At 71.5% G+C, this 18,179-nt stretch carries 18 protein-coding genes and 1 pseudogene; 10 read left to right on the forward strand and 9 right to left on the reverse strand.

The window, feature by feature from the left end; translation table 11 throughout:
* Positions 1-428: 428 nt before the first annotated feature.
* The 5 genes from F6W97_RS39765 to F6W97_RS39785 form a co-directional block, all read right to left on the reverse strand.
* A complete protein-coding gene (locus tag F6W97_RS39765) occupies positions 429-1,106 on the reverse strand; it encodes an alpha/beta hydrolase (RefSeq protein ID WP_155375780.1) in 678 nt (225 codons plus the stop codon).
* Between the two features lie 108 nt (positions 1,107-1,214).
* Positions 1,215-2,300, reverse strand: coding sequence for a PIN domain-containing protein (locus F6W97_RS39770; protein WP_155375781.1), 1,086 nt, complete (start codon positions 2,298-2,300; stop codon positions 1,215-1,217).
* 82 nt (positions 2,301-2,382) lie between these two features.
* Positions 2,383-3,696 (reverse strand): alpha/beta fold hydrolase, encoded by a 1,314-nt coding sequence (locus tag F6W97_RS39775; RefSeq protein ID WP_155375782.1) that lies wholly within the window; start codon positions 3,694-3,696, stop codon positions 2,383-2,385.
* Positions 3,697-3,822: 126 nt separating this feature from the next.
* Positions 3,823-4,668, reverse strand: coding sequence for an alpha/beta hydrolase (locus F6W97_RS39780; RefSeq protein WP_155375783.1), 846 nt, complete (start codon positions 4,666-4,668; stop codon positions 3,823-3,825).
* A 110-nt stretch (positions 4,669-4,778) separates the two neighbouring features.
* Entirely contained in the window at positions 4,779-5,231 is a 453-nt protein-coding gene (locus tag F6W97_RS39785; RefSeq protein ID WP_155375784.1) for a MarR family winged helix-turn-helix transcriptional regulator, read from the reverse strand.
* A gap of 359 nt (positions 5,232-5,590) precedes the next feature.
* On the opposite strand from F6W97_RS39785, the gene F6W97_RS39790 reads away from it, so the two are divergent.
* The 3 genes from F6W97_RS39790 (at position 5,591) to F6W97_RS40335 (ending at position 7,387) form a co-directional block, all read left to right on the forward strand.
* Positions 5,591-6,064, forward strand: a complete 474-nt coding sequence (locus F6W97_RS39790; RefSeq protein WP_155375785.1) for a VOC family protein — start codon at positions 5,591-5,593, stop codon at positions 6,062-6,064.
* Between the two features lie 192 nt (positions 6,065-6,256).
* Positions 6,257-7,162, forward strand: coding sequence for an NAD(P)H-binding protein (locus F6W97_RS39795; protein ID WP_155375786.1), 906 nt, complete (start codon positions 6,257-6,259; stop codon positions 7,160-7,162).
* 54 nt (positions 7,163-7,216) lie between these two features.
* Positions 7,217-7,387, forward strand: coding sequence for a hypothetical protein (locus F6W97_RS40335; protein WP_196279539.1), 171 nt, complete (start codon positions 7,217-7,219; stop codon positions 7,385-7,387).
* 216 nt (positions 7,388-7,603) lie between these two features.
* On the opposite strand, the gene F6W97_RS39800 is transcribed toward F6W97_RS40335, so the two are convergent.
* Positions 7,604-7,981, reverse strand: coding sequence for a hypothetical protein (locus F6W97_RS39800; protein WP_155375787.1), 378 nt, complete (start codon positions 7,979-7,981; stop codon positions 7,604-7,606).
* Between the two features lie 31 nt (positions 7,982-8,012).
* Positions 8,013-8,333, reverse strand: a complete 321-nt coding sequence (locus F6W97_RS39805; RefSeq protein ID WP_155375788.1) for a hypothetical protein — start codon at positions 8,331-8,333, stop codon at positions 8,013-8,015.
* Positions 8,334-8,657: 324 nt separating this feature from the next.
* Between F6W97_RS39805 and F6W97_RS39810 the strand changes: the two genes are divergently transcribed.
* From F6W97_RS39810 to F6W97_RS39830, 6 genes are read left to right on the forward strand one after another with little or no spacing between them, the layout of a single operon-like run.
* Positions 8,658-9,281 (forward strand): flavodoxin family protein, encoded by a 624-nt coding sequence (locus tag F6W97_RS39810; protein ID WP_155375789.1) that lies wholly within the window; start codon positions 8,658-8,660, stop codon positions 9,279-9,281.
* Positions 9,282-9,284: 3 nt separating this feature from the next.
* Positions 9,285-10,514 (forward strand): MFS transporter, encoded by a 1,230-nt coding sequence (locus F6W97_RS39815; protein WP_155375790.1) that lies wholly within the window; start codon positions 9,285-9,287, stop codon positions 10,512-10,514.
* Positions 10,511-11,731 carry a glycosyltransferase gene (locus F6W97_RS39820; protein ID WP_155375791.1) on the forward strand — a complete coding sequence of 407 codons (1,221 nt, stop codon included), beginning with the start codon at positions 10,511-10,513 and terminating at the stop codon, positions 11,729-11,731. The genes F6W97_RS39815 and F6W97_RS39820 overlap by 4 nt, the downstream gene beginning before the upstream one ends.
* Positions 11,718-12,815: a hypothetical protein gene (locus tag F6W97_RS40340; RefSeq protein WP_196279540.1), complete on the forward strand. Its 1,098-nt coding sequence runs from the start codon at positions 11,718-11,720 to the stop codon at positions 12,813-12,815. The genes F6W97_RS39820 and F6W97_RS40340 overlap by 14 nt, the downstream gene beginning before the upstream one ends.
* The gene (locus F6W97_RS39825; protein ID WP_196279541.1) at positions 12,812-14,212 is read left to right on the forward strand and encodes a cytochrome P450; all 1,401 of its coding nucleotides are present in this window, start codon (positions 12,812-12,814) and stop codon (positions 14,210-14,212) included. Before F6W97_RS40340 ends, F6W97_RS39825 begins: the two co-directional genes overlap by 4 nt.
* On the forward strand, positions 14,206-15,216 hold the full coding sequence (locus F6W97_RS39830) for a glycosyltransferase family 2 protein (protein ID WP_155375793.1): 1,011 nt from the start codon (positions 14,206-14,208) through the stop codon (positions 15,214-15,216). The genes F6W97_RS39825 and F6W97_RS39830 overlap by 7 nt, the downstream gene beginning before the upstream one ends.
* 4 nt (positions 15,217-15,220) lie before the next feature.
* Here F6W97_RS39830 and F6W97_RS39835 read toward each other — a convergent pair whose 3' ends face one another.
* Together F6W97_RS39835 and F6W97_RS39840 are read right to left on the reverse strand one after the other, a co-directional pair.
* Positions 15,221-16,186, reverse strand: a complete 966-nt coding sequence (locus F6W97_RS39835; protein WP_196279542.1) for an aminodeoxychorismate/anthranilate synthase component II — start codon at positions 16,184-16,186, stop codon at positions 15,221-15,223.
* 397 nt (positions 16,187-16,583) lie between these two features.
* Entirely contained in the window at positions 16,584-17,672 is a 1,089-nt protein-coding gene (locus tag F6W97_RS39840) for an aldo/keto reductase (RefSeq protein ID WP_155375795.1), read from the reverse strand.
* Between the two features lie 309 nt (positions 17,673-17,981).
* Here F6W97_RS39840 and F6W97_RS41160 point away from each other — a divergent pair.
* Positions 17,982-18,179 (forward strand): annotated as a pseudogene (locus F6W97_RS41160) (hypothetical protein); the annotation flags it as partial.

An 18,179-nucleotide genomic window follows, 5' to 3' on the forward strand; every position in this document is an offset into this window, starting at 1 on the left:
AATTAATGTCCGAATTCGTCCATTACCAAAGTAACCACCCTCACAAAGGAGGATGGCCAATAAATTGGCACTTGGCTTAAATAGCACCCTGTTGAGTTCTCAAAGAACAAGCACACACCGAACACCACCCGATTCCTCGGGAAGCGCTACGGGGCTGTGTCGTTCACAGTACCGGACCGGTTTCGCGGCCCCCAACCGGGGTCCGCCCCACTCCGGGCGGCCAAGCGATCCGGCCTCCACCCGAGCCCTTCAGCCCCGGTGTTTTTGTCCGTTCCTCGCTGGCAGAGAGAACATTACGCGGGCCGTCGGGCGGGATGCAAATCGGGGTGGGTTGTCCCCGGTCACATCATCCCGACCTGCCTATACGTGAATCCGAATCACTCGGAGTCGAATGGCAGAACCCCAGGTGGACGGACCGTAATGCGCGTTCAGGCCCCATGCTCGAGGCGGTCGGCGAGCACCATCGGGTGACTCAGCGGCGTCAGATGACCGCCCGGCACCAGCTCCGCCTCGACCCCGAGCCGGTCCCGGGCGACGCGCTGCTGGAACCCGGCCGGGAACATCCGGTCGTCGCGGGCGGTGATGACCCGGATCGGCACCGGTGGCCAGCTCTCGAAGGCGCACCGGTCGCCGAAGATCCGCTCCGACTCGTCGCGGTCGTGGCTCAGGGCGTAGTCGGTGAGCTCGTCGGGCACGTCCTGGAAGAAGTCGGCACGCAGGTCGAACTCGGCATCGGGGTCTCTGCCCTCCCGCACGGCCAGCTCGCGCCGAGCCGCGGCGGCGCCGGTGGCGTCCCCCCATGCCGCGGCCGTCTCGCCGGGCAGCGGGATCATCGCGTTGACGAAGACGATCCCGGCCACCGGCCGGCGGGCGGCGACCGCCGCCGCGGTGAACCCGCCCAGCGACAGCGCGACCAGCACCGGATCCGCACGCTCCCCCACGGCCGCCGCCACCACGTCGGCGTACTCGGCCAGACCCGCCTTCTCCTCCTCGGCCGGCAGGTCGACGTTGACCACGTCGTGGCCGCGCCTGGTGAGTTCGGCCGCGACGAGGTGCCAGTACCAGGCGTCGCCGCCCGCGCCGGGAATGAGCACGTAGGTCGTCATACGGCCGAGGTTATGCGGCGCCACTGACAGGTCGCGGCGTGGTGGACCTCATCGAGGCGTGGCGGCGATGCCGTCGAGCAGGACGCGCAGGCCCAGATCGGCGTTCGCTCAGGAGCGCAGCGGGGTGAGCAGGTAGTCGTCGGCCTCGGTGTCCCACCGCAGGTCGACGGCCCCGGCGGTCGCCGCGGCCTTGCAGAACTGCAGGAAGCTCCGGTAGCCGAGCTTCTTCTCGCTGAAGTCCGGCTGTGCCCGGCGCAGGTGGTTCTTCAGCCCGGACAGCGCCACCGGGCCCGAGCTGCGGCTCAGGTCGCCGACGACCGTACGCAGCAGATCGAACTCCGCCTCCGGGCCGCCGTGCTCGGGCAGGGAGACCTCCGGGTCCCCCTTGGCCGGCCCCTCGCCGAGCTCGATGATGTCATGTTCGGCGAGGTACCTCAGCGATTCGCCGAAGGTGCGGAAGCCGTAGTCGCCCTCGTTGAACGTCGGGTCCTTGCGCAGCAGGGTGCGCTTGAGCGTCGACGCGGTCACCGCACCGCCGGAGCTGCCCTCCAGCCCGGCGACCGTCTGCGCGACGAGCACCGCGAGGGTGTCCACGTCACCCGCGGACTCCTCCTCGCCCGCCGCGGGTTCGAGTTCCGGTTCGATCGGCTGGGGTGCCGCCTCCTGCGGCCTGGCCTGCGCGGGCGGCCGGCCGCCCCGGGTGCGCGCGGGCCTGATCTCGACGCCTTCGAGCCGGTCGTAGTAGAGGAACTCGTCGCAGGCCGGCGGGAGCAGCGCGGAGGTCGACTGCTCGACGCCCACGCCGATGACCCGCTTGTTGAGTTCGCGCAGCTTGTGAACCAGCGGAGTGAAGTCGCTGTCGCCCGTGCCGAACACGAACGTGGAGATGTAGTCCCGCTCGAAGGCCAGCTGCAGGGCGTCGACGGCCATCTTGATGTCGGCCGAGTTCTTGCGCGACGCACCCATGCGCTGCGGGATGTCGATCAGCTCCACATGCGACCGGGTGAGCAGGCGGCGGTCCTCGTCGAAGTACGACCAGTCGGCGTACGCCCGGCGCACCACCACCCGGCCGCGCTCGGCGAGCGCGTCGGCGATGGGCCGCAGGTCGAAGGTCATCCCGCCGAGGTTTTCCCGGGCACCGATCGCCAGGTTCTCGTAGTCAAGGAACAGGGCAATACGATCCTCTTGATCCACGCCGCCCAGCGTACGCCGAACCCCGGGCGTCCCGGGCGACCATGAGGCCGCCCGGGGTGGCGCGGCCCCGGGCGGCGGTCGTTCAGAGGTCGAGGGCGTTGATGGTTACGCGGTCGGTGTGCGAGGGCCAGTTCGGGACGGTGAACTGCTGCGTGCCGCCGCCGGCCCGGGACTGGATGGTCACGGTGACCGTGCCGGAGGCGTCGGCGGCGGCCGGGATGTAGACGTCGGCCGCGGTGATGAACACCTCGTCGAAGTCGGCGATGGCGCGGCTCAGGTCGGTGCGCTGGTCGACGAGCTGGTCGTGGGCGAACAGGCCGATGGCCCGCTTGTCCCGCGGCGCGGTGACGGCGTTGAGGATGCCGAGGCCGTTCACGGTGAGGTGGTCGCTGTTCGCGCCCTGGTCGCCCCACCATTCCTTGTACCGGGTGAGCGACAGCGCGCTGTGGCGCGGGTCGACGGGCACCCGGCTGCTGATGCCTTCGCCCGGCCGGTTGGTGAGCAGGCGCAGCAGCCGGTCGGTGCGCTGGAACGGCTGGAAGTAGTGGTGCTGCACGTGGCCCGCGTCGTGCACGATCGCGAACTCGTAGCGAGCTGACGGCGCGGCGGTGAACGGGCCGAACCCGCCGTCGGCGGCGATGGCGAACTGGGCGGCGGGTTGCGAGGTCAGGCGGCGGCCGGTGGCGGCGGCGATCTCGTACACGTCGACGCGCACCCCGGTCGCGGCGGCGTTGGACGGGAACAGCACCGCTTTGCCAGTCAGCGTGATCGGGCCGGGTTCGGCGACGACCGCGGTGGTGGCCGGGTCCGCGCCGGCGATGAACCGGTGCATCTGGACGAAGCTCTGCGTGGAGGTGACCGTCTGGGTGTGGGACTGGTCGCTCTGGTACACGTTGGTGGCGCCCCAGATGCGCCGGGAGGTGGAGCCCTCGCCCCAGATGGCGAGGGTGGGCACGCCGCCGGGGCGGCTCAGCGCGGTCGCGCCGTCGAGGTTGACGTAGTGGGCGACCTTGGCCGCCCGGGACCGGGTACGCAGGAAGGTGTGGCTCAGGAAGGTGCCCAGCGAGTGCGCGACCAGGTCGACCTTGTCCGCCCCGGTCTGCTGGCGCAGCTGGTCGATCCGCTGCTCCAGGCGGTTCAGCACGGCGCTGCTGCTCTCCGCGGTGAACGAGTAGTCGTAGTCGATCCCGTCGATGATCTCGACCGGGTAGCCGTTGCCGGCGAATCGTTTGGCCTGGGTCTCGAACTGGGCCGCGGACCCGGCCGCGCCGTGCAGGAACACGATGGGCCGCCGCACCGCGGCGGCCTGGGCGGACGGTTCGGCCGCCCAGGCCGAGGCAGCGGGCGCGGTGGTCAGCGCCAGTGCGGCGGTGACGGCCAGCAGGATGGTGCGCATCGGATCGACCCTCCATTCTCAAGCATGGATATAGGGAGGTCCGATGCTATGGCGGTGGCGATACCGGCCGAGTCGGCGAAATCGCCAGCCTTTCGGCGATTCATGCGACAAGCGGTGATACCCGCGTCAGGCCTGAACCAAGGACGACAGCAGCGCCGCGGTGGCGGCCGGGCGGACGAGCACGCCCGCGTGGCTGACATCGAGCGACCGCACGTCGAACGGGTTGCCGGGAGTCAGCGCGTCGGCCTCGGCGATGAACCGGTCCTGGAGCGCGATCGGGATCGACCGGTCGGCGGTGAGCCGCACGTAGGTACGCGGAATCCGGCCCCAGGTCGCGGCCTGAGCCCGCTCCTCGCCGGCGTCCAGGCTCTCGTCCGGCTCCAGCGTGTTGAGGAAGCCGTGGAACTCGTCGTCGGTGCCGTCTGCCAGCAGGGCCTCACGAAGCGTCCCGAGCAGCGCCGGGTCGGCGGTGCGCCAGTTGAACCGTAGCGCGCCGATCTCCGCCGGATTCGCGGCGATCAGGCCGCCGACGCCCGACAGCGCCGACGAGGCGTTCTCCGGCGAGCCCTGGTAACCCGCCGGGGTGTCCTCGACGCAGCACCAGGCCGAGATGTAGACCAGCCGGTCCACCAGGTCCGGGGCGGCGTTGCCGACCCCGGTCAGGGTGAGCCCGCCGCGGCTGTGCCCGACCAGCACGACCGGCCCGTGTTCGCGTACCCGTTTCACGGTGTCCAGGACGTGCGCCACGTTGTCCGCGTGCCCGATGCCGGCCATCGCGCTGGGTGCGGCCGCCAGGGCGGCAAGGTCCTGCGGGGCCTGGTACGCCGCCGGGAACGTCGCGCCGAATCCGTGGCCGGGCAGGTCGACGGCGAGCGAACGGTGCCCGCGGTAGGCCAGTTCCCGCTGCATGGGAGCCCAGGTGAACGAGTTGCTGCCGGAGCCGTGGACGAAGACGAAGGTGGTGGCTGTCATCCGGTCATGATCGCATCGCCCGGACATCGTCCCGTGTGGAGTGTGGCCAAGACCATGATCTTGGCCACACTCCTGGCAGTGGGCCCACGAGCAGGGCGGCGGGGCAGGAATCACTCGGCCCAGGGCTCGAAACCGGTGTCGAGGACGCCGTCGAGGCAGGCACGCAGCCGGGCCGCCTCGCCCTGCCCGAACCTCTCCTCGAACCGGGCCTGCATCTCCCGCCACAGCGGTAGCGCCGTTTTCATACGAGACAGGCCGTCCGGCGCGAGCGCGACGATCCGGGCGCGGCGGTCGGCCGCCGACGGCTCGACCGTGACCAGTCCTTCCCGGGCGAGCGGCTTGAGATTGGAGGCCATCGTCGTGCGGTCCATGGAGATCATGTCGGCGAGGCTGCCGATCGTCATCTCGCCGTACGCGCTGAGCTTCTGCAGGATGCTGAACTGTGTCGCCCGGAGTCCGGCCGGCGCCAGCGCCCTGTCGTAGGTCGCCCCGAGATACCGGGCCGCCCTGCGCAGCGCCAGGTTGTTGCACGCTTCGCCCGGGTCCGTCGCTGCTGTGGTCATCGTCTCCGCCCGCCCTTCCCACCAAGAATAGGAGCAGTTGCTCGCACCTGCGAGGGCCGCCGCACGCGGTCGCCCTGACGCGCGGGTCGGCAAGGGCCTGCCAGCAGGGCGTCCGCGTTGTCGCTCCGCCAATAGGAGCATATGCTCGTATCGTTCAAGCGCACACGGCAGGCCTTACGAAGCCGTGACCAGCAGGCGCAAGCGGTAGTCGCTGGCCCGATGGAAGGCGACGATGAGACATGCGGTGTGCGCGCGCCCTCCCCAGCCGGGGAACACCTGGTTGCCGGCGGCGGTTACACCGGTGCGGCCAGGAATAGTAGACCGGTCGACTTTCTAGCCGGTGCAAGGAAGGACATCTCATGGACCTGAAGCTCGAGCTCATCGTGCTGCCCGTATCCGACGTCGATCGGGCCAAGTCCTTCTACGAGGCCGCGGGATTCCGCCTGGACCTCGACAAGACCGCCAACGAGCAGTGGCGTGCCGTGCACCTGACGCCGCCCGGCTCCGCGGCCTCGATCATGTTCGGCAAAGGGCTCACCGCCGCCGCGCCGGGCTCGGTGCAGGGCCTGTACCTCATCGTCACCGACATCGAGCAGTCCCGCGCTGAGCTGGTCGGCCGCGGTGTCGCGGTGAGCGAGGTGTTCCACGACGCCAACGCGCTGCTGTACCACGGCCACGAGGCAGGCGACATCACCCACGACGGCCCCGGCCAGGCACGCGTCACCGGCGCGCACCCCGAGGGCGCCGACTACGGCTCCTACGCCACCTTCAGCGACCCGGACGGCAACGGCTGGGTGCTTCAGGAGGTCAAGCAGCGCGCCCCGGGCCGCTGACATCACGTCAGGGCTCCTTCGTACGGCGGGCCTGTCGCACGAAGGAGCCCTGGCACAGCACCGACACCAGGCCGGTGGGCGAGGAGGTATGGCAGCGCCTGCTGGAGACCTACCGGGACCGCCACCAGCCACGTCGCAGGCCGCCGGCACGTTCCTGACCGCGGCTCGCACGCACCGAAGGAGATCAACCCCATGGCAACCAGTGACCTGGTCCTCATCGCCGGCGCCGGTGGCGTGGGCAGCACCGTCCTGGAGAAACTCCGGGCCCAGGACGTCGCGGTGCGCGCCATGGTGCGCCGCGACGACGAGCGCGCCGCGCGACTGCGCGCCCTCGGCGCGGACGTGGTCCTGGGCGACCTGACCCGGCCGGAGACCGTCGCGGCCGCGCTGGACGGCGTCGGGCGGATGTACTTCGCGATGCCGGTGTCACCGGACCATCTGCTGGCCGCGGCCGTGGCAGCCAGCGTGGCACGGGAGTACGGGCAGCTCACGGGCCTGGTCGACATGTCACAGATGACGGTGTCGCAGATGACGGCCACCAGCACCGCCGAGTCGCATCAGCAGCGCCTGCACTGGCTCGCCGAGCAGGTGTTCGACTGGTCCGGCCTACCGGTGATCCACCTGCGGCCCACCTCGTTCCTCGACAACCCTCTGTTCACCACGCTCGCAGCGGCGTCGATCCGCCGGGACGGCACGATCGCGCTGCCCTTCGGCACCGGGCGCACCTCGCCGATCGCCGTCGACGACGTCGCCCGGGTCGCCGCGACGGTGCTTCGCGACCCTGCGCCGCACGTCGGGCACGTCTATGAGCTCACCGGGCCGCGCACCGTGAACATGACGGAGATGGCAGAGGAGTTCTCCCGGGCGCTGGGCCGGCCCGTCACCTACGTGGACATGCCGCTGGACCGGTGGCGGTCCGAGGTGCTGGCGAAGGCAGGCCTGCCGCCGCACACCGAGGCGCACATCGCGACCATGGCCCGGCTGCACCACGAGAACCGCTACGACCGCACCTCCGGCGACGTCGCCCGCGTCACCGGCACGCCCGCCCTGACGATCGCGGAGTTCGTGGCCGCACGCAGGGACTTCTACCTGGGCTGAACCATCCCGGCAGCCCGCGACGAGAGCATCACCGACCGCTGAGGAGACGACGTCATGCGTACCGCACCCGACAGCCCCGACACCGCCGAGACCGTCCGTCGCGCCCGCTTCGGCACGCTGCCCAAGCAGATCCGCCCCGAGGAGATGGTCGAGGAACGACCGGCCGCCCCTCCGGCGGACAACGTCTACAACCCTGATGAGTGGCTCGTCCGCTACGCCTGGTGAGCCCTGCCGATTGTGCAATGGAGGAGCGTCATGCGCCTGCCCAAACCGATCATGGTCCTGACGATGGCGATGCTGGCGGCCACCGTGGCCATCGGGTGTTTCGCCCAGGTCGCCTGAGAGCCGGTCGCAGGCTGTGCTCCGGCGGATTCCGCCGCCGGAGCACAGCCTGCTGACCGCGACAGACCTTCTTGCCGGACGTCATGACGCACCCGGCGCTCAGGCGGCGTCGGCCGGCTCCGTCGGGGCCAGGGCAAGACCATAGTTCTGGCCGCGCTTGCGCACCTGCCACCGCCCGTTGACGACCCCCCGATCCACGAGCTTGACCATCAGCACGTCGACGAGGTCGGACATGAACATCGGATAGGTCCGCCCAGCCCCGTCGCGCCACAGGAAGTACGCCGCGGAGCGGCCCCGGTTGCCCGACACGAGGGTCAGTGTCGCCGCGAACGGCTCGTTGGCGTCGGACCACAGCTGACCGCCGTCGTGCTCCACTTTGCCCCAGACGTGGATCCGGCTCGGATAATGCTCCAGGTTGCCCTGGTCATCGACCGGATAGCGGCCGAGGCGGTTGGTGAATGCCATGGCGGCGATCATGCATGCCGGGTACGACACGCCTGGCACCACGTCATTTCCGGGGCTGCCCCGCGCGGTTCGGCGAGGCGACCGCGCAGTCGGGCGCCCGGCAGTCGCGCCGGTCGCGGTGGATGCGGAAGTCGTTGACACTGATCCGCACCACGCTGACCTCGGGCCGGGCGGGACTGCGCCGCCAGTACGCGAGCTCGGCTGCCGCGGCGCGCTCCGCTTCGGCCTGCGCCAGCCGCGGTGCCACGAAGTCGTGCGTGTGCCAGTCGGGCCAGTCGCGGCGCACCGCGTACACCGCGGCCGCGTCGGCCATCCGCCGCCGTGCCAGGCCGAACCAGCCGACACCCACCCACAGGCCACCCATGCCCGTCCCCCGTCATGCGTCACGGCATCGCCCGGTGCGGGACGGCGCCACCAGTCCATCGTGGCGGTGAAGAGCCGGCTACCGACAGCTACGTCGGTGATCTGTCCACGACAGGGTGACACTGTTTCCGAACCGGTTCAGGCCGCGTCGCCGCCCGGACCGGCACTGCCGGTCCACACCTTGAGACATGGACATGTGTGCGCTCACCGCCGCCCGGAGCCACCTAGACTCCTCATTGGACCGAGCAGTCGGCACACGGGGAAGATGCTGACATCGCGCGACGAGGCGCACACAGCGAGCCTCCGCACAGATGATCAGGTGACCATGAAGATACTCGTGATCAACGGATCCGAGCGCAGCCGCGGGTCGACCTGGCTGGCCGCGCAGGAGGTGGCCGCCCACGCCGAGCGGCGCGGCTGCCGGACCGAGGTCGTCAACCTGGCCGAGAAGCGGGTGCTGGCCTGCGACTGCGGAGCCTGCAACTCCCGTCCTGATCCCTGCCCCGTCGACGACAGCGTCGGCGAGGTCGTCGCCGCGATGATCGAGGCCGACGCCGTCGTGCTAGCGGCCCCGGTGCACGGGTTCGGGCTGTCCTCGCTCATGCAGACCTTCATCGAGCGCGCCGGGGTCGGCCACCTCAGGTTCACCCGGCCGCTGACCAACACCATCGGCGCGGCCATCGTCGTCGGCCGCCGCTACGGCCACCTGGACGTGCACGCCCAGTTGCTGCACAACCTGCTGCTCAACCGCTTCATCCTGGTCGGCAGCGGCTTTCCGGTGACCATCCAGTCCGGTGGCGAGCAGGGCATCGCGTCCGACACCGAGGGCATGGACGCGCTACGGCGCACCGTCGACCGGATCATCGACGTCGGCACCGCGCTGATCGAGTCCGGGACCAGGCTGCCGCGACCCGAAGAGGTCGAGCGGCGCGTCGGAAGGACCGGCTGACCCGTGACTGCGATCGTCAAGGCCGAATCCCCGGCCGGCAGCGGGCTCGGCCTGCTCGTCGCCAGCAAGTTCGCCTCCACGGTGGCGTACTCGATCCTGTGGGTGCTGCTGCCGCTGTACGTCTACCAGTCCAGCGGGTCGGCGCTGCTGGCCGCGCTGGCCTCGGCGGTCAACGTGCTGCCGTTCCTGCTGTTCGGCATGCTGGCGGGCGCGATCGTCGACCGGTCCTCGCCGACCCGGGTCATGGTGTGGATGGAGACCGGCAACGCCGCGGTGCTGCTGTGCGTGCCCCTGCTCGCCGGCACCGTCGGCGCGCCGCCGCTGGCCCTGGTCCTCGTCGGCTTCGCCTCGGCCACCGTGTACGTGTGGTTCGAGGTGGCCAGCTCCGCGGCGATACCGGCGGTGGTCGGCAGGTCCGGGGTGTTCCGTGCCAACAGCTACCTGTGGATGGCCTCGACGGTCGTCACGTCGGTCGCCGCGCCGGTCGGCTTCTTCCTGCTCGACGCGCTGCGCCTCGGGCCGACGTTCGCCCTGCTCGCAGGCTTCTACCTGCTGTCGGCGGTGCTGATCGCGCTGATGCGCCTGCCGAATGCCGCCGCGCCCGACCCGGGCCGGGCGCGCGAGCCGGGCGCGGTCTGGGCGGGGCTGCGGTTCATCGGCGGGCAGCCGCTGCTGCGCGCGTACACGATCGTCAACGTGGGCGTCGGGATCAGCGCCGGTGCGGTGTACGGGATGCTGGTCGTCTTCGCGTCCCGGGCGCTGGGCCTGGGCACCGACGACTACCGGATGGCCTGGATCATGACCGCGTGCGGGGTCGGCGCGCTGCTCGGCGCGCTCGCGGCCCGCAGGCTGAAGACCGCGCCGCCCGTCGACACCGCCCGGTGGCTGATCGGCGCGGACCTGGCCCTGCTGCTGGCGTACGCCGCCGCGCCGAACTGGGCGCTCGCCCTGGCCGCGCTGCTGTGCTGGAACACCGTGCACACCTGCTTCATGGTCGTGGGCATCTCCGTGCGGCAGGTGGTGACCCCGCTGAGCCTGCAGGGCCGGGTCAACGCGGTGGGCCGGATGATCGCGTGGGGGTCGGTGCCGCTGGGCACCCTGCTGTGCGGCTGGCTCACCGAGGTCGCCGGACCGCGCCAGGCGCTGGCCGCCCTCGCCGTATGCGCGCTGGCCAGCCTGGTCGTCGCGCTGCGCACCCCGCGCACGCTCACCATGGAGGAAGCAGTCTCATGACCACCCGGTCCCCGCTACGGGTGCTGTTCGTCGCGTTCAGCCGCTCCAGCCTCGGTCACGTCACCAGGATGCGCACGGCCGCGCAGCGCTTCCAGCTCGCCGGACATCAGGTCGCCGTCGCCGCGCACGAGGAGGTCCGACCGATCGTCGAGCGGGCCGGCCTGCCCTGGATCGGCATCGACGAGATCGGGCCGGCCCCGGCCTGGCGCGGCATGGACGACGTCGCCGAGCTGCGCGCGTTCGCCCGCACCCGGCTGGCCAGCCCCGGATACGTCGAGACCTGCCTGGCCGACGAGCTGCGCGTCATCGACGCGTTCCGTCCCGACGTGGTGGTCAGCGACATGCGCAACACCGCGTCGGTGGCCGCCGCGATGCGCGGGCTGCCGAGTGTCACCTGCCACAACCTGCGCCTGTTCCGCCATCCGATGCACGCCGTGCTGCCCGAGGTGCTGATCACCCTCGACCAGCTCGGCGTCGCCGAGGCCCACGCCCGCAAGGTGCTCGGCGACGCGATGCTCGTGCCGGACCTGGCCCTGCTCGACCCGCTGTCCGACATCCCCGCCGAAACGATGGGCCTGGTCACCAGCCTGGTCGCCGAGATCCGGCACATCGGCCCGCTGGTGCCCGCCGAGCTGCTGACGGTGCCGGCGCGCACCGGACGGGCGCCGCTGCTCAACATCACCCTCGGCGGCAGCGGGGCCGGGGACAAGGATCTGCTGCGCGTCGTGGCCGCCGCCCGCGGGCTCGGCGTGCCCCTCGCCGTCACCCTCGGCGTCGAGGGCGAGGGCAGCGAGGCGCTGGCCGCGCAGGTGCGCCATGCCGCCGGGGACGCCGACGTCGACATCGCCGGGTTCCGGCACGACGCGGTCGACCTGATGGCCCGTGCGAGCGCCGCCGTGGTGCACGGCGGCCACTCCTCCATGATCGAGGGCCTGCTCTGCGCCACGCCGCTGGTGTTCGTGCCGCACTCCGCCGAGCAGCGCGGCAACGCCGGCCGCATCGGCGACCTCGGCCTCGGCGTGTCCGTCGAGCCGGACGACCCGGCCGAGACCATCGCCGCGAAGATCGGATCCATGCTCGCCCCGCCGGACCGGCAGGCGCACACCGCCTTCGCGGACACGTTGCGGGCCGCCGACGGCGCGCAGGCGATGGTCGAGCACGTGGCACAGGCCGTCGCCCTGCACCGGATTCTCAGGAGCAACCATGTCGCACCGTGACGGCGACGTACGCCTGTCGACCGTGATCATGACTCACCCGGCCCGCGCCGACCGCGCCCAGGCACTGGCCGACCAGCTCGTCAAGCTGTCCCCCGCCCTGGTCGTCGACACCGGCGAGCCGGGTCGCGGCAACCTCGGCAACGCCGTGCGGGCCTGGGCCGCCGTCGGCACTGACGCGACCCATCACCTGGTGCTGCAGGACGACGTCATCCCGTGCGACGGGTTCGCCGACCAGCTGCACCGGGCGGTACGGGCGCGGCCCGACGACGCGGTCAGCCTGTTCTGCGAGTGGGGCTCGCGCACCGCGAACCTGGTCCGCGCCGCCGCCTGGCAAGGCTGGTCCTGGGCACGGGCGGTCGACGTGTACACCCCGTCGCAAGGGCTGGTGCTGCCCCGGCAGGCGGCGCTGGACTTCGCCGCGAGCGTCGCGGACCCGACCGGCGCCGACGACCTCGCGCTGTCGGCGCACCTGCGCGGCACCGGACGGCGCACCCTGGTCACCGTGCCGAACCTGGTGGAGCACGACGACCACCTGAGCCTGACCGGCAACGGGTTCCAGGGTCTGCGCCACGCCGCCTGCCCCGCCGCCGACGACACGCCCGTCGACTTCGGCACCGCCGTGGCGGGCGACGGACTGGCCTGGGTGCCGTGGGCGTCTTGGATGCGGGTGCATGCCGAGTGGTTCTTCTGCGGCGACGAGGGTGAGCTGACCTGGCTCGGCGATTTCGCCGACACCCGGCTGCCCGCCGGACTGCGCAAGGCGGACCTGGCCGAGCGGTTCTACGCCGACCTCGCCGCCGCCGACCCGGCCGTGGCCGAGGCGGTCAGCGAGCTCACCCTGTTCGAGTACTGGACGACCTATTTCGCGCTCGGGCTGACCATGCCGGACACGGCGCGCCCCGAGCCCGGCCCGCTCGCCGAGCTCGCCTTCGCCACCGCGTTCCCCGGCCTGTTCCGCCGCTATCTGCCGGCGGCGACGGTCGAGGCGCTGCGTGCTCCGGCCGGGCGGTTCGCCGCGTCGGCCTTCCGGCAGGGCGCCGAAGCGATCCTCGAACGGCCCCATCCCGGCTGGCACGCCGCGTGAGCCCGGTACCCGGCCCCGCGCCGCACCGCTGGACGGGGCGGCGCGGCAACGCCCACGCCTACGCCGCCGACCCCGTCGCCTACACGGCCCGCCTGCACCACGAGTTCGGCCCGGTCAGCGGGCTGGTGCACGGCGACCAGCGGCAGGTGTTCGTCTTCGGCGCGGAGCACAACCGGGCGGTGCTCACCGACGGCGACGTGTTCCACACCGTGCTGGAGTACGCGATCCCGGCCCGGATCCGGCGGGTGCGCCGCGGCATCGGGCTGCTCAACATGAACGGCCCCGACCACCGCGCGGCCCGGCACACCGTGACGCCGTCGTTCCGCCCGCAGGCGATGGGCAGGCACGCCGAGGTCATCGCCCGGCTCGCCGCCGACGAGGTCGACTCGTGGATCCCGGGGCAGGCTTTCGACCTGACCGCGAGCATGCGCCGGCTCACCCTGCGGATCGCCTGCCAGTGCTTCTTCGGCGTCGACATCGCCCGCGACGCCGACTCCGTCGGCCGGATGGTCCAGCAGATGCTGGCCCTGCGCTACTTCGCCTCGTCGATCCGCTACTTCCCGGTCGACCTGCCCGGCACCCCGTACCGGCGGCTGCTCACGGTCATCCGGCAGCTCGACGACGCGCTCGCGTCGATCGTGGACGCCCGGCGCACCGGCGGCGACGCGCCCGACCTGCTGCAGTCGCTGCTGGCCGACCGTGACGAGCAGGGCCGGGGCCTGTCCGACGACCAGCTCGTCGGGCAGCTCACCACGCTGCTGGTCGCCGGCCACGAGACCTCGTCCAGCACGCTGTCCTGGGCGCTGATCCTGCTCTCGCAGCACCGCGGCGACCTGGCCGAGGTGCTCGACGACATAGCCGGGCGCACGCCCGAGGAGTGCGCGGGGTCCACGGTGCTCGACCGCGTGCTCAAGGAGACCCTGCGGCTGCTGCCGCCGGGTCCGAACACCTCCCGGATCGCGGTCGCCCCGTCCGTGCTCGGCGGGCACGAGATCCCCGCCGGCTGCCAGGTCGTCACCAGCAAGTACGCCACCCACCGGAATCCGGCCCTGTTCCCCGAGCCGCTGCGGTTCCGGCCCGAGCGCTGGGCGACGGCCACCCCGACGCGCTACGAGTACCTGCCCTACGGCGCCGGGCCGCACGTGTGCATCGGCGCGGCCTTCGCCGACCTGGAGATGAAGATCGTGCTCGGTGCGATCCTCAGCCGCCACGTGCTCGTCCCGGTGCCCGGCACACCGGTCTCCCGCGAGGTCGGGCTGCTGATGTCGCCCAAGGGGCCGGTGCCCGTCGTGCCGTACCCGCGGTCGGCGTTGCCGTCCCGGGTGGACCCGGTCGGCGGCGACCTCAACGAGATGGTGGACCTGTACGGCGACGAGCGGTGGAGACTCGGATGGTAGAACAGCTCCCGGTCAGCCTGGTGATGGCGACCTGCGACAAGCGCGAATACCTCGCGCTGACGCTCGAATCGCTGCTCGTGCAGACCTACCCCCGGTTCGAGGTCGTGCTCTGCGACGACGGCACCGCCGGCGGCGTCGAGGACGTGGTCGCGCCGTTCCGCGACCGGCTCGACATCCGGCTGGTCACGCAGGACAACCGCGGCCGGGCCGCGGCCCGCAACACCGCCCTGGGCCACGTCGACGGCGAGCTGATCGTGTTCCTGGACGACGACCGGATGGCCGCGCCGGAGTTCGTCGCCGAGCACGTCGCGGCGGCGGAGCGCGGCCGCGACGGCGTGATCGGCTGGAAGCGGCGGGCGCTGACCTGGTGGCGGCCCGGCCTGCTCCCGCTCGGCGAGCAGGACCTGCTGCGGCTGGTCGCCCGGGTCGGCGACCCGGCCCGGCTGGCCGAGCCGATCCACCTGCTGGCGCCGGGCGAGCTGGCCGCCGACCCGGCAGGGGCGTTCGCCCGCACCGAACTCGGCGACGAACCCGACAACTACCACGCGGTCGTCGAGGCGTACGGCGTCGACCTGGCGGACTTCCGGTTCGGCTGGGCGCTGGCGACGACCGCGAACCTGTCGGTGCGCCGCGCCGCGGTCAAGGAGGTCGGCGGCTTCGACGAGTCGTTCACCGGCTGGGGTCTGGAGGACACCGACCTGAGCTACCGGCTGCACCGGGCCGGGGTGTCGTTCTCGGTGGCGACCACGGCGGTCAACTACCACCAGGTGCATCCGCTGGCCGACCCGAATCCGGCGGTCGCGCAGCGGATCATGCGTACCCAGCTCATGCGCAACCTGGACCACTTCTGCCGCCGCCACCAGGCCCTGGACGCCTACCTGTTCCGCCGGCGCTGGGAGCACGCGATGACCCTCGCCGAAGCCGACCGGCTGCTCAAACTCGTCGAGCAGCAGGCCACGCCCCTGCTGCGCCGGGAACTGGAGGCGCTCTACGCCGACCGCTGAGTGCTCACCTCAGCAACCCGACCAGCGCCTCCCGCAGGATCGCGACGCTGTTCGCGGTGAGCACGGACTCGACGTGGAACTGGAAGCTGCAGAACCGCGCCGAGCGCAGCGCGACGACGCGGCCGTCGGGTTCGGCGGCGATCTCGACCCCCGGCGGCGGCGTGTCCGGAACGCCGGCGAAGAAGGTGTTGTAGAAGCCGACCGCTTCCCGCCGCCCGAACAGGTCGACGGTCTCCTGGACGCCCTGCCGGGGCGGGTCGACCGCGGCGACGGTCAGCCCGAGGCAGCGGGACAGGATCTGGTGGCCCAGGCACACGGCCAGCAGCGGGGTGCCGCTGTCCAGCAGCGCACGGGTGAGTTCGTGCAGCCGGGCCATCTTCGGGCTGCTCAGGTCGTTGGGGTCGCCGGGGCCGGGGCCGAGCAGGACGAGGTCGTGGCCGTCGAGGCAGATCCCGGGATCGCGGTAGCCGGACATGGTGACCTTCAGGCCGAGGTGCTCGATGGTGTGTCTGAGCATCTCGGTGAACTGGTCCTCGTTGTCGATGATCAGCACGGTCCGGCCGACGAGCTGCGGGGCCACGGCACGGTCGTCGTGCTGCCGGCCGGTCCAGAACCCCGACAGGTGCTCGTTGCGCCGGTGCAGCAGCTCGGTGACCGACGGGTCCACGAACCGGTCCAGGAAACGTCCGGGCGGGCGCACCGTGGTGATGGCGGTGAGCAGGCCCTCGGCCTTGGCCCGCACCTCAAGGCATTCCCGGTCCGGCACCGAGTCGCGCACGATGCTGGAGCCGGTCCGGATGACCGCGTGGCCGCCGGGCGTCACCTCCATCGTCCGGATGGTGATGGCGCTGTCGAGGAACTCCTCGCCGTCGTCCTCGAAGCCCGTGATGAGCAGGGCCGAGGAGTAGTAGCGGCGCGACTCGGTCTCGGCACGGACTTCCCGGAACGAGGGCATCGATCGTTGCGACACGGTGCATCTCTTTCGGACCATGGCCGCAGCGCGGCGTGACAGATGGCCCGCGAGCCCCGTTGCACGCGGTCGCCAACCGGCTGAGGGCAGCCTGAAGGCACCCCTTCCGCTGATCGCGACGGCGCGACCCGACAGGGGTGAGGTCTGTACGAAGATGGGCGCAGGGCGCAGCCGCTATCGCCCGGAAACGGCCACTGACAAATGATCACGTGATGCAGAAGGGCGAATGCCCCTCCGCGTCACACCGTGGGTAAGTGTGGCAACACGCATCGACAGTGTCAACCATACAAGGTCGTGATTGCCGACCGCACCGGCCCGAAGCGGGCACGTGTCAGCAGCTCACAGCAGCCGCCATTGTCCGAAATAGAGTGTGCCCGATCGCGTCACACGTGCGGAATCAGGCGTCAGCCGTGCCGTTCCAGACCGGCGGCGCGTACCCGGCAGGCTTGTCGCCGATGCCCAGACCCGGGCTCACGATCCAGGACTGGTAATTCGCGGTGAACATCGCGTACGGCCCGCCCGGCTCCGGCGTTCCGGCCTGCTCCAGCCGCTCGCGCAGCTCGCCGGGAATCGTGAAGTCGAGCGCGCCGAGGTTGGCGTCGAGCTGGTCGGCACTGCTCGCCCCGATGATCACCGAGCCGACGGCGGGCTGGGTCGCCACCCAGTTGACCGCGACCTGGGCCATGCTGCGGCCGAGTTCGTCGGCGACCTTGCCCAGCGCGTCGATGACCGCCCAGTCGCGTTCGGAGACCGGCTGCGTCCCCCCGCCGAGCCTGCCCTCACCGGCCAGGCCGCCGCCGGTGCGCCGGTACTTGCCCGACAGCAGGCCGCCGCCGATCGGGCTCCACGCGGTCAGCCCGATGCCCAGCGACTGCGCCATGGCCGGATACTCGGCTTCGATACCTCGGTTGACCAGCGAGTACGGCAGCTGCAGGCTGATCATCGGGGTCAGCGCGTGAGCCTCGGCGAGGCTCTGCGCGCGGGCGGCGTACCAGGCGGGCACATCGGACAGCCCCGCATAGCGGATCTTGCCGGCGCGCACCAGGTCGTCGAAGGTGCGCACGACCTCCTCGGCCGGGGTGATCCGGTCCCAGGTGTGCAGCAGGTAGAGGTCGAGGTGGTCGGTGCCGAGGCGGCGCAGCGACGCGTCCAGCGCCCGGATCATGTGCTTGCGGCCGTTGCCTGCGGCGTTCGGGTCGGCCGGATCGATGGTGTTGGTGAACTTGCTGGTCAGCACGACCCGGTCGCGCACCCCGGCGGAGGCGATCAGCCGGCCGAGGATGGTCTCGCTCTCCCCCGCGGTGTAGAAGTCCGCCGTGTCGATGAAGTTGCCGCCACCGTCGAGGTAGCGGCGGAAGATGGGCTCGGCCTCGCTTTCGGTCTTGCCGTACGCGGCGTGGAAGCCGCCGGTGCCGAAGTTCATCGTGCCCAGTGCCAGCCGGCTCACCCGCAGGCCTGACCTGCCGAGCAGGTAGTAGTCGCGCATAGCGGCCCCCTCGTTCGAAAGTCTCCGGCGTTCCAAGATTGGACCGCTTGGTCCAACGTAGCTCCGTAGAAATGGACCGTCAAGTCCAGGTGTCTTGCCGTACTTCATCCGATTTGTGAGGCATGATGTCGGACGTGGAGTGGCCTTCGCGCGCAGGTCGCCCTCGCCGCCCATGAGAACCGTCTCCCGGGGCTGAGCGGGGCCCCGGCGAGCCACCCGGCGTACCCCACCGCCCCAACGGCGGTGGCGAACCCGCCTTCCCCCTGTTCCCCGCGCCCAGCGCATCCCCGACCGGAAGGGTTTGCACCGATGACCACGCCCCCGGCACCCGGCTCGGCCGGCGCTACCACGCCGACCGACCGACCAGGAACGCAGACCGGCGCCAGCGCCCACCCGAACCCGACCGGCCCCGGCGGCATCCGGGGCGGTCCCAGCCGTGGCGCCGGACCGGCCCCGGCCGGCCCGGCGCCGCTGCGCCCCGTCGCCGGCCGGGCCGCCGTGCCGTCC

This window comes from Catellatospora vulcania, from assembly GCF_009720385.1.
In the GTDB taxonomy this organism is placed as follows: domain Bacteria; phylum Actinomycetota; class Actinomycetes; order Mycobacteriales; family Micromonosporaceae; genus Catellatospora; species Catellatospora vulcania.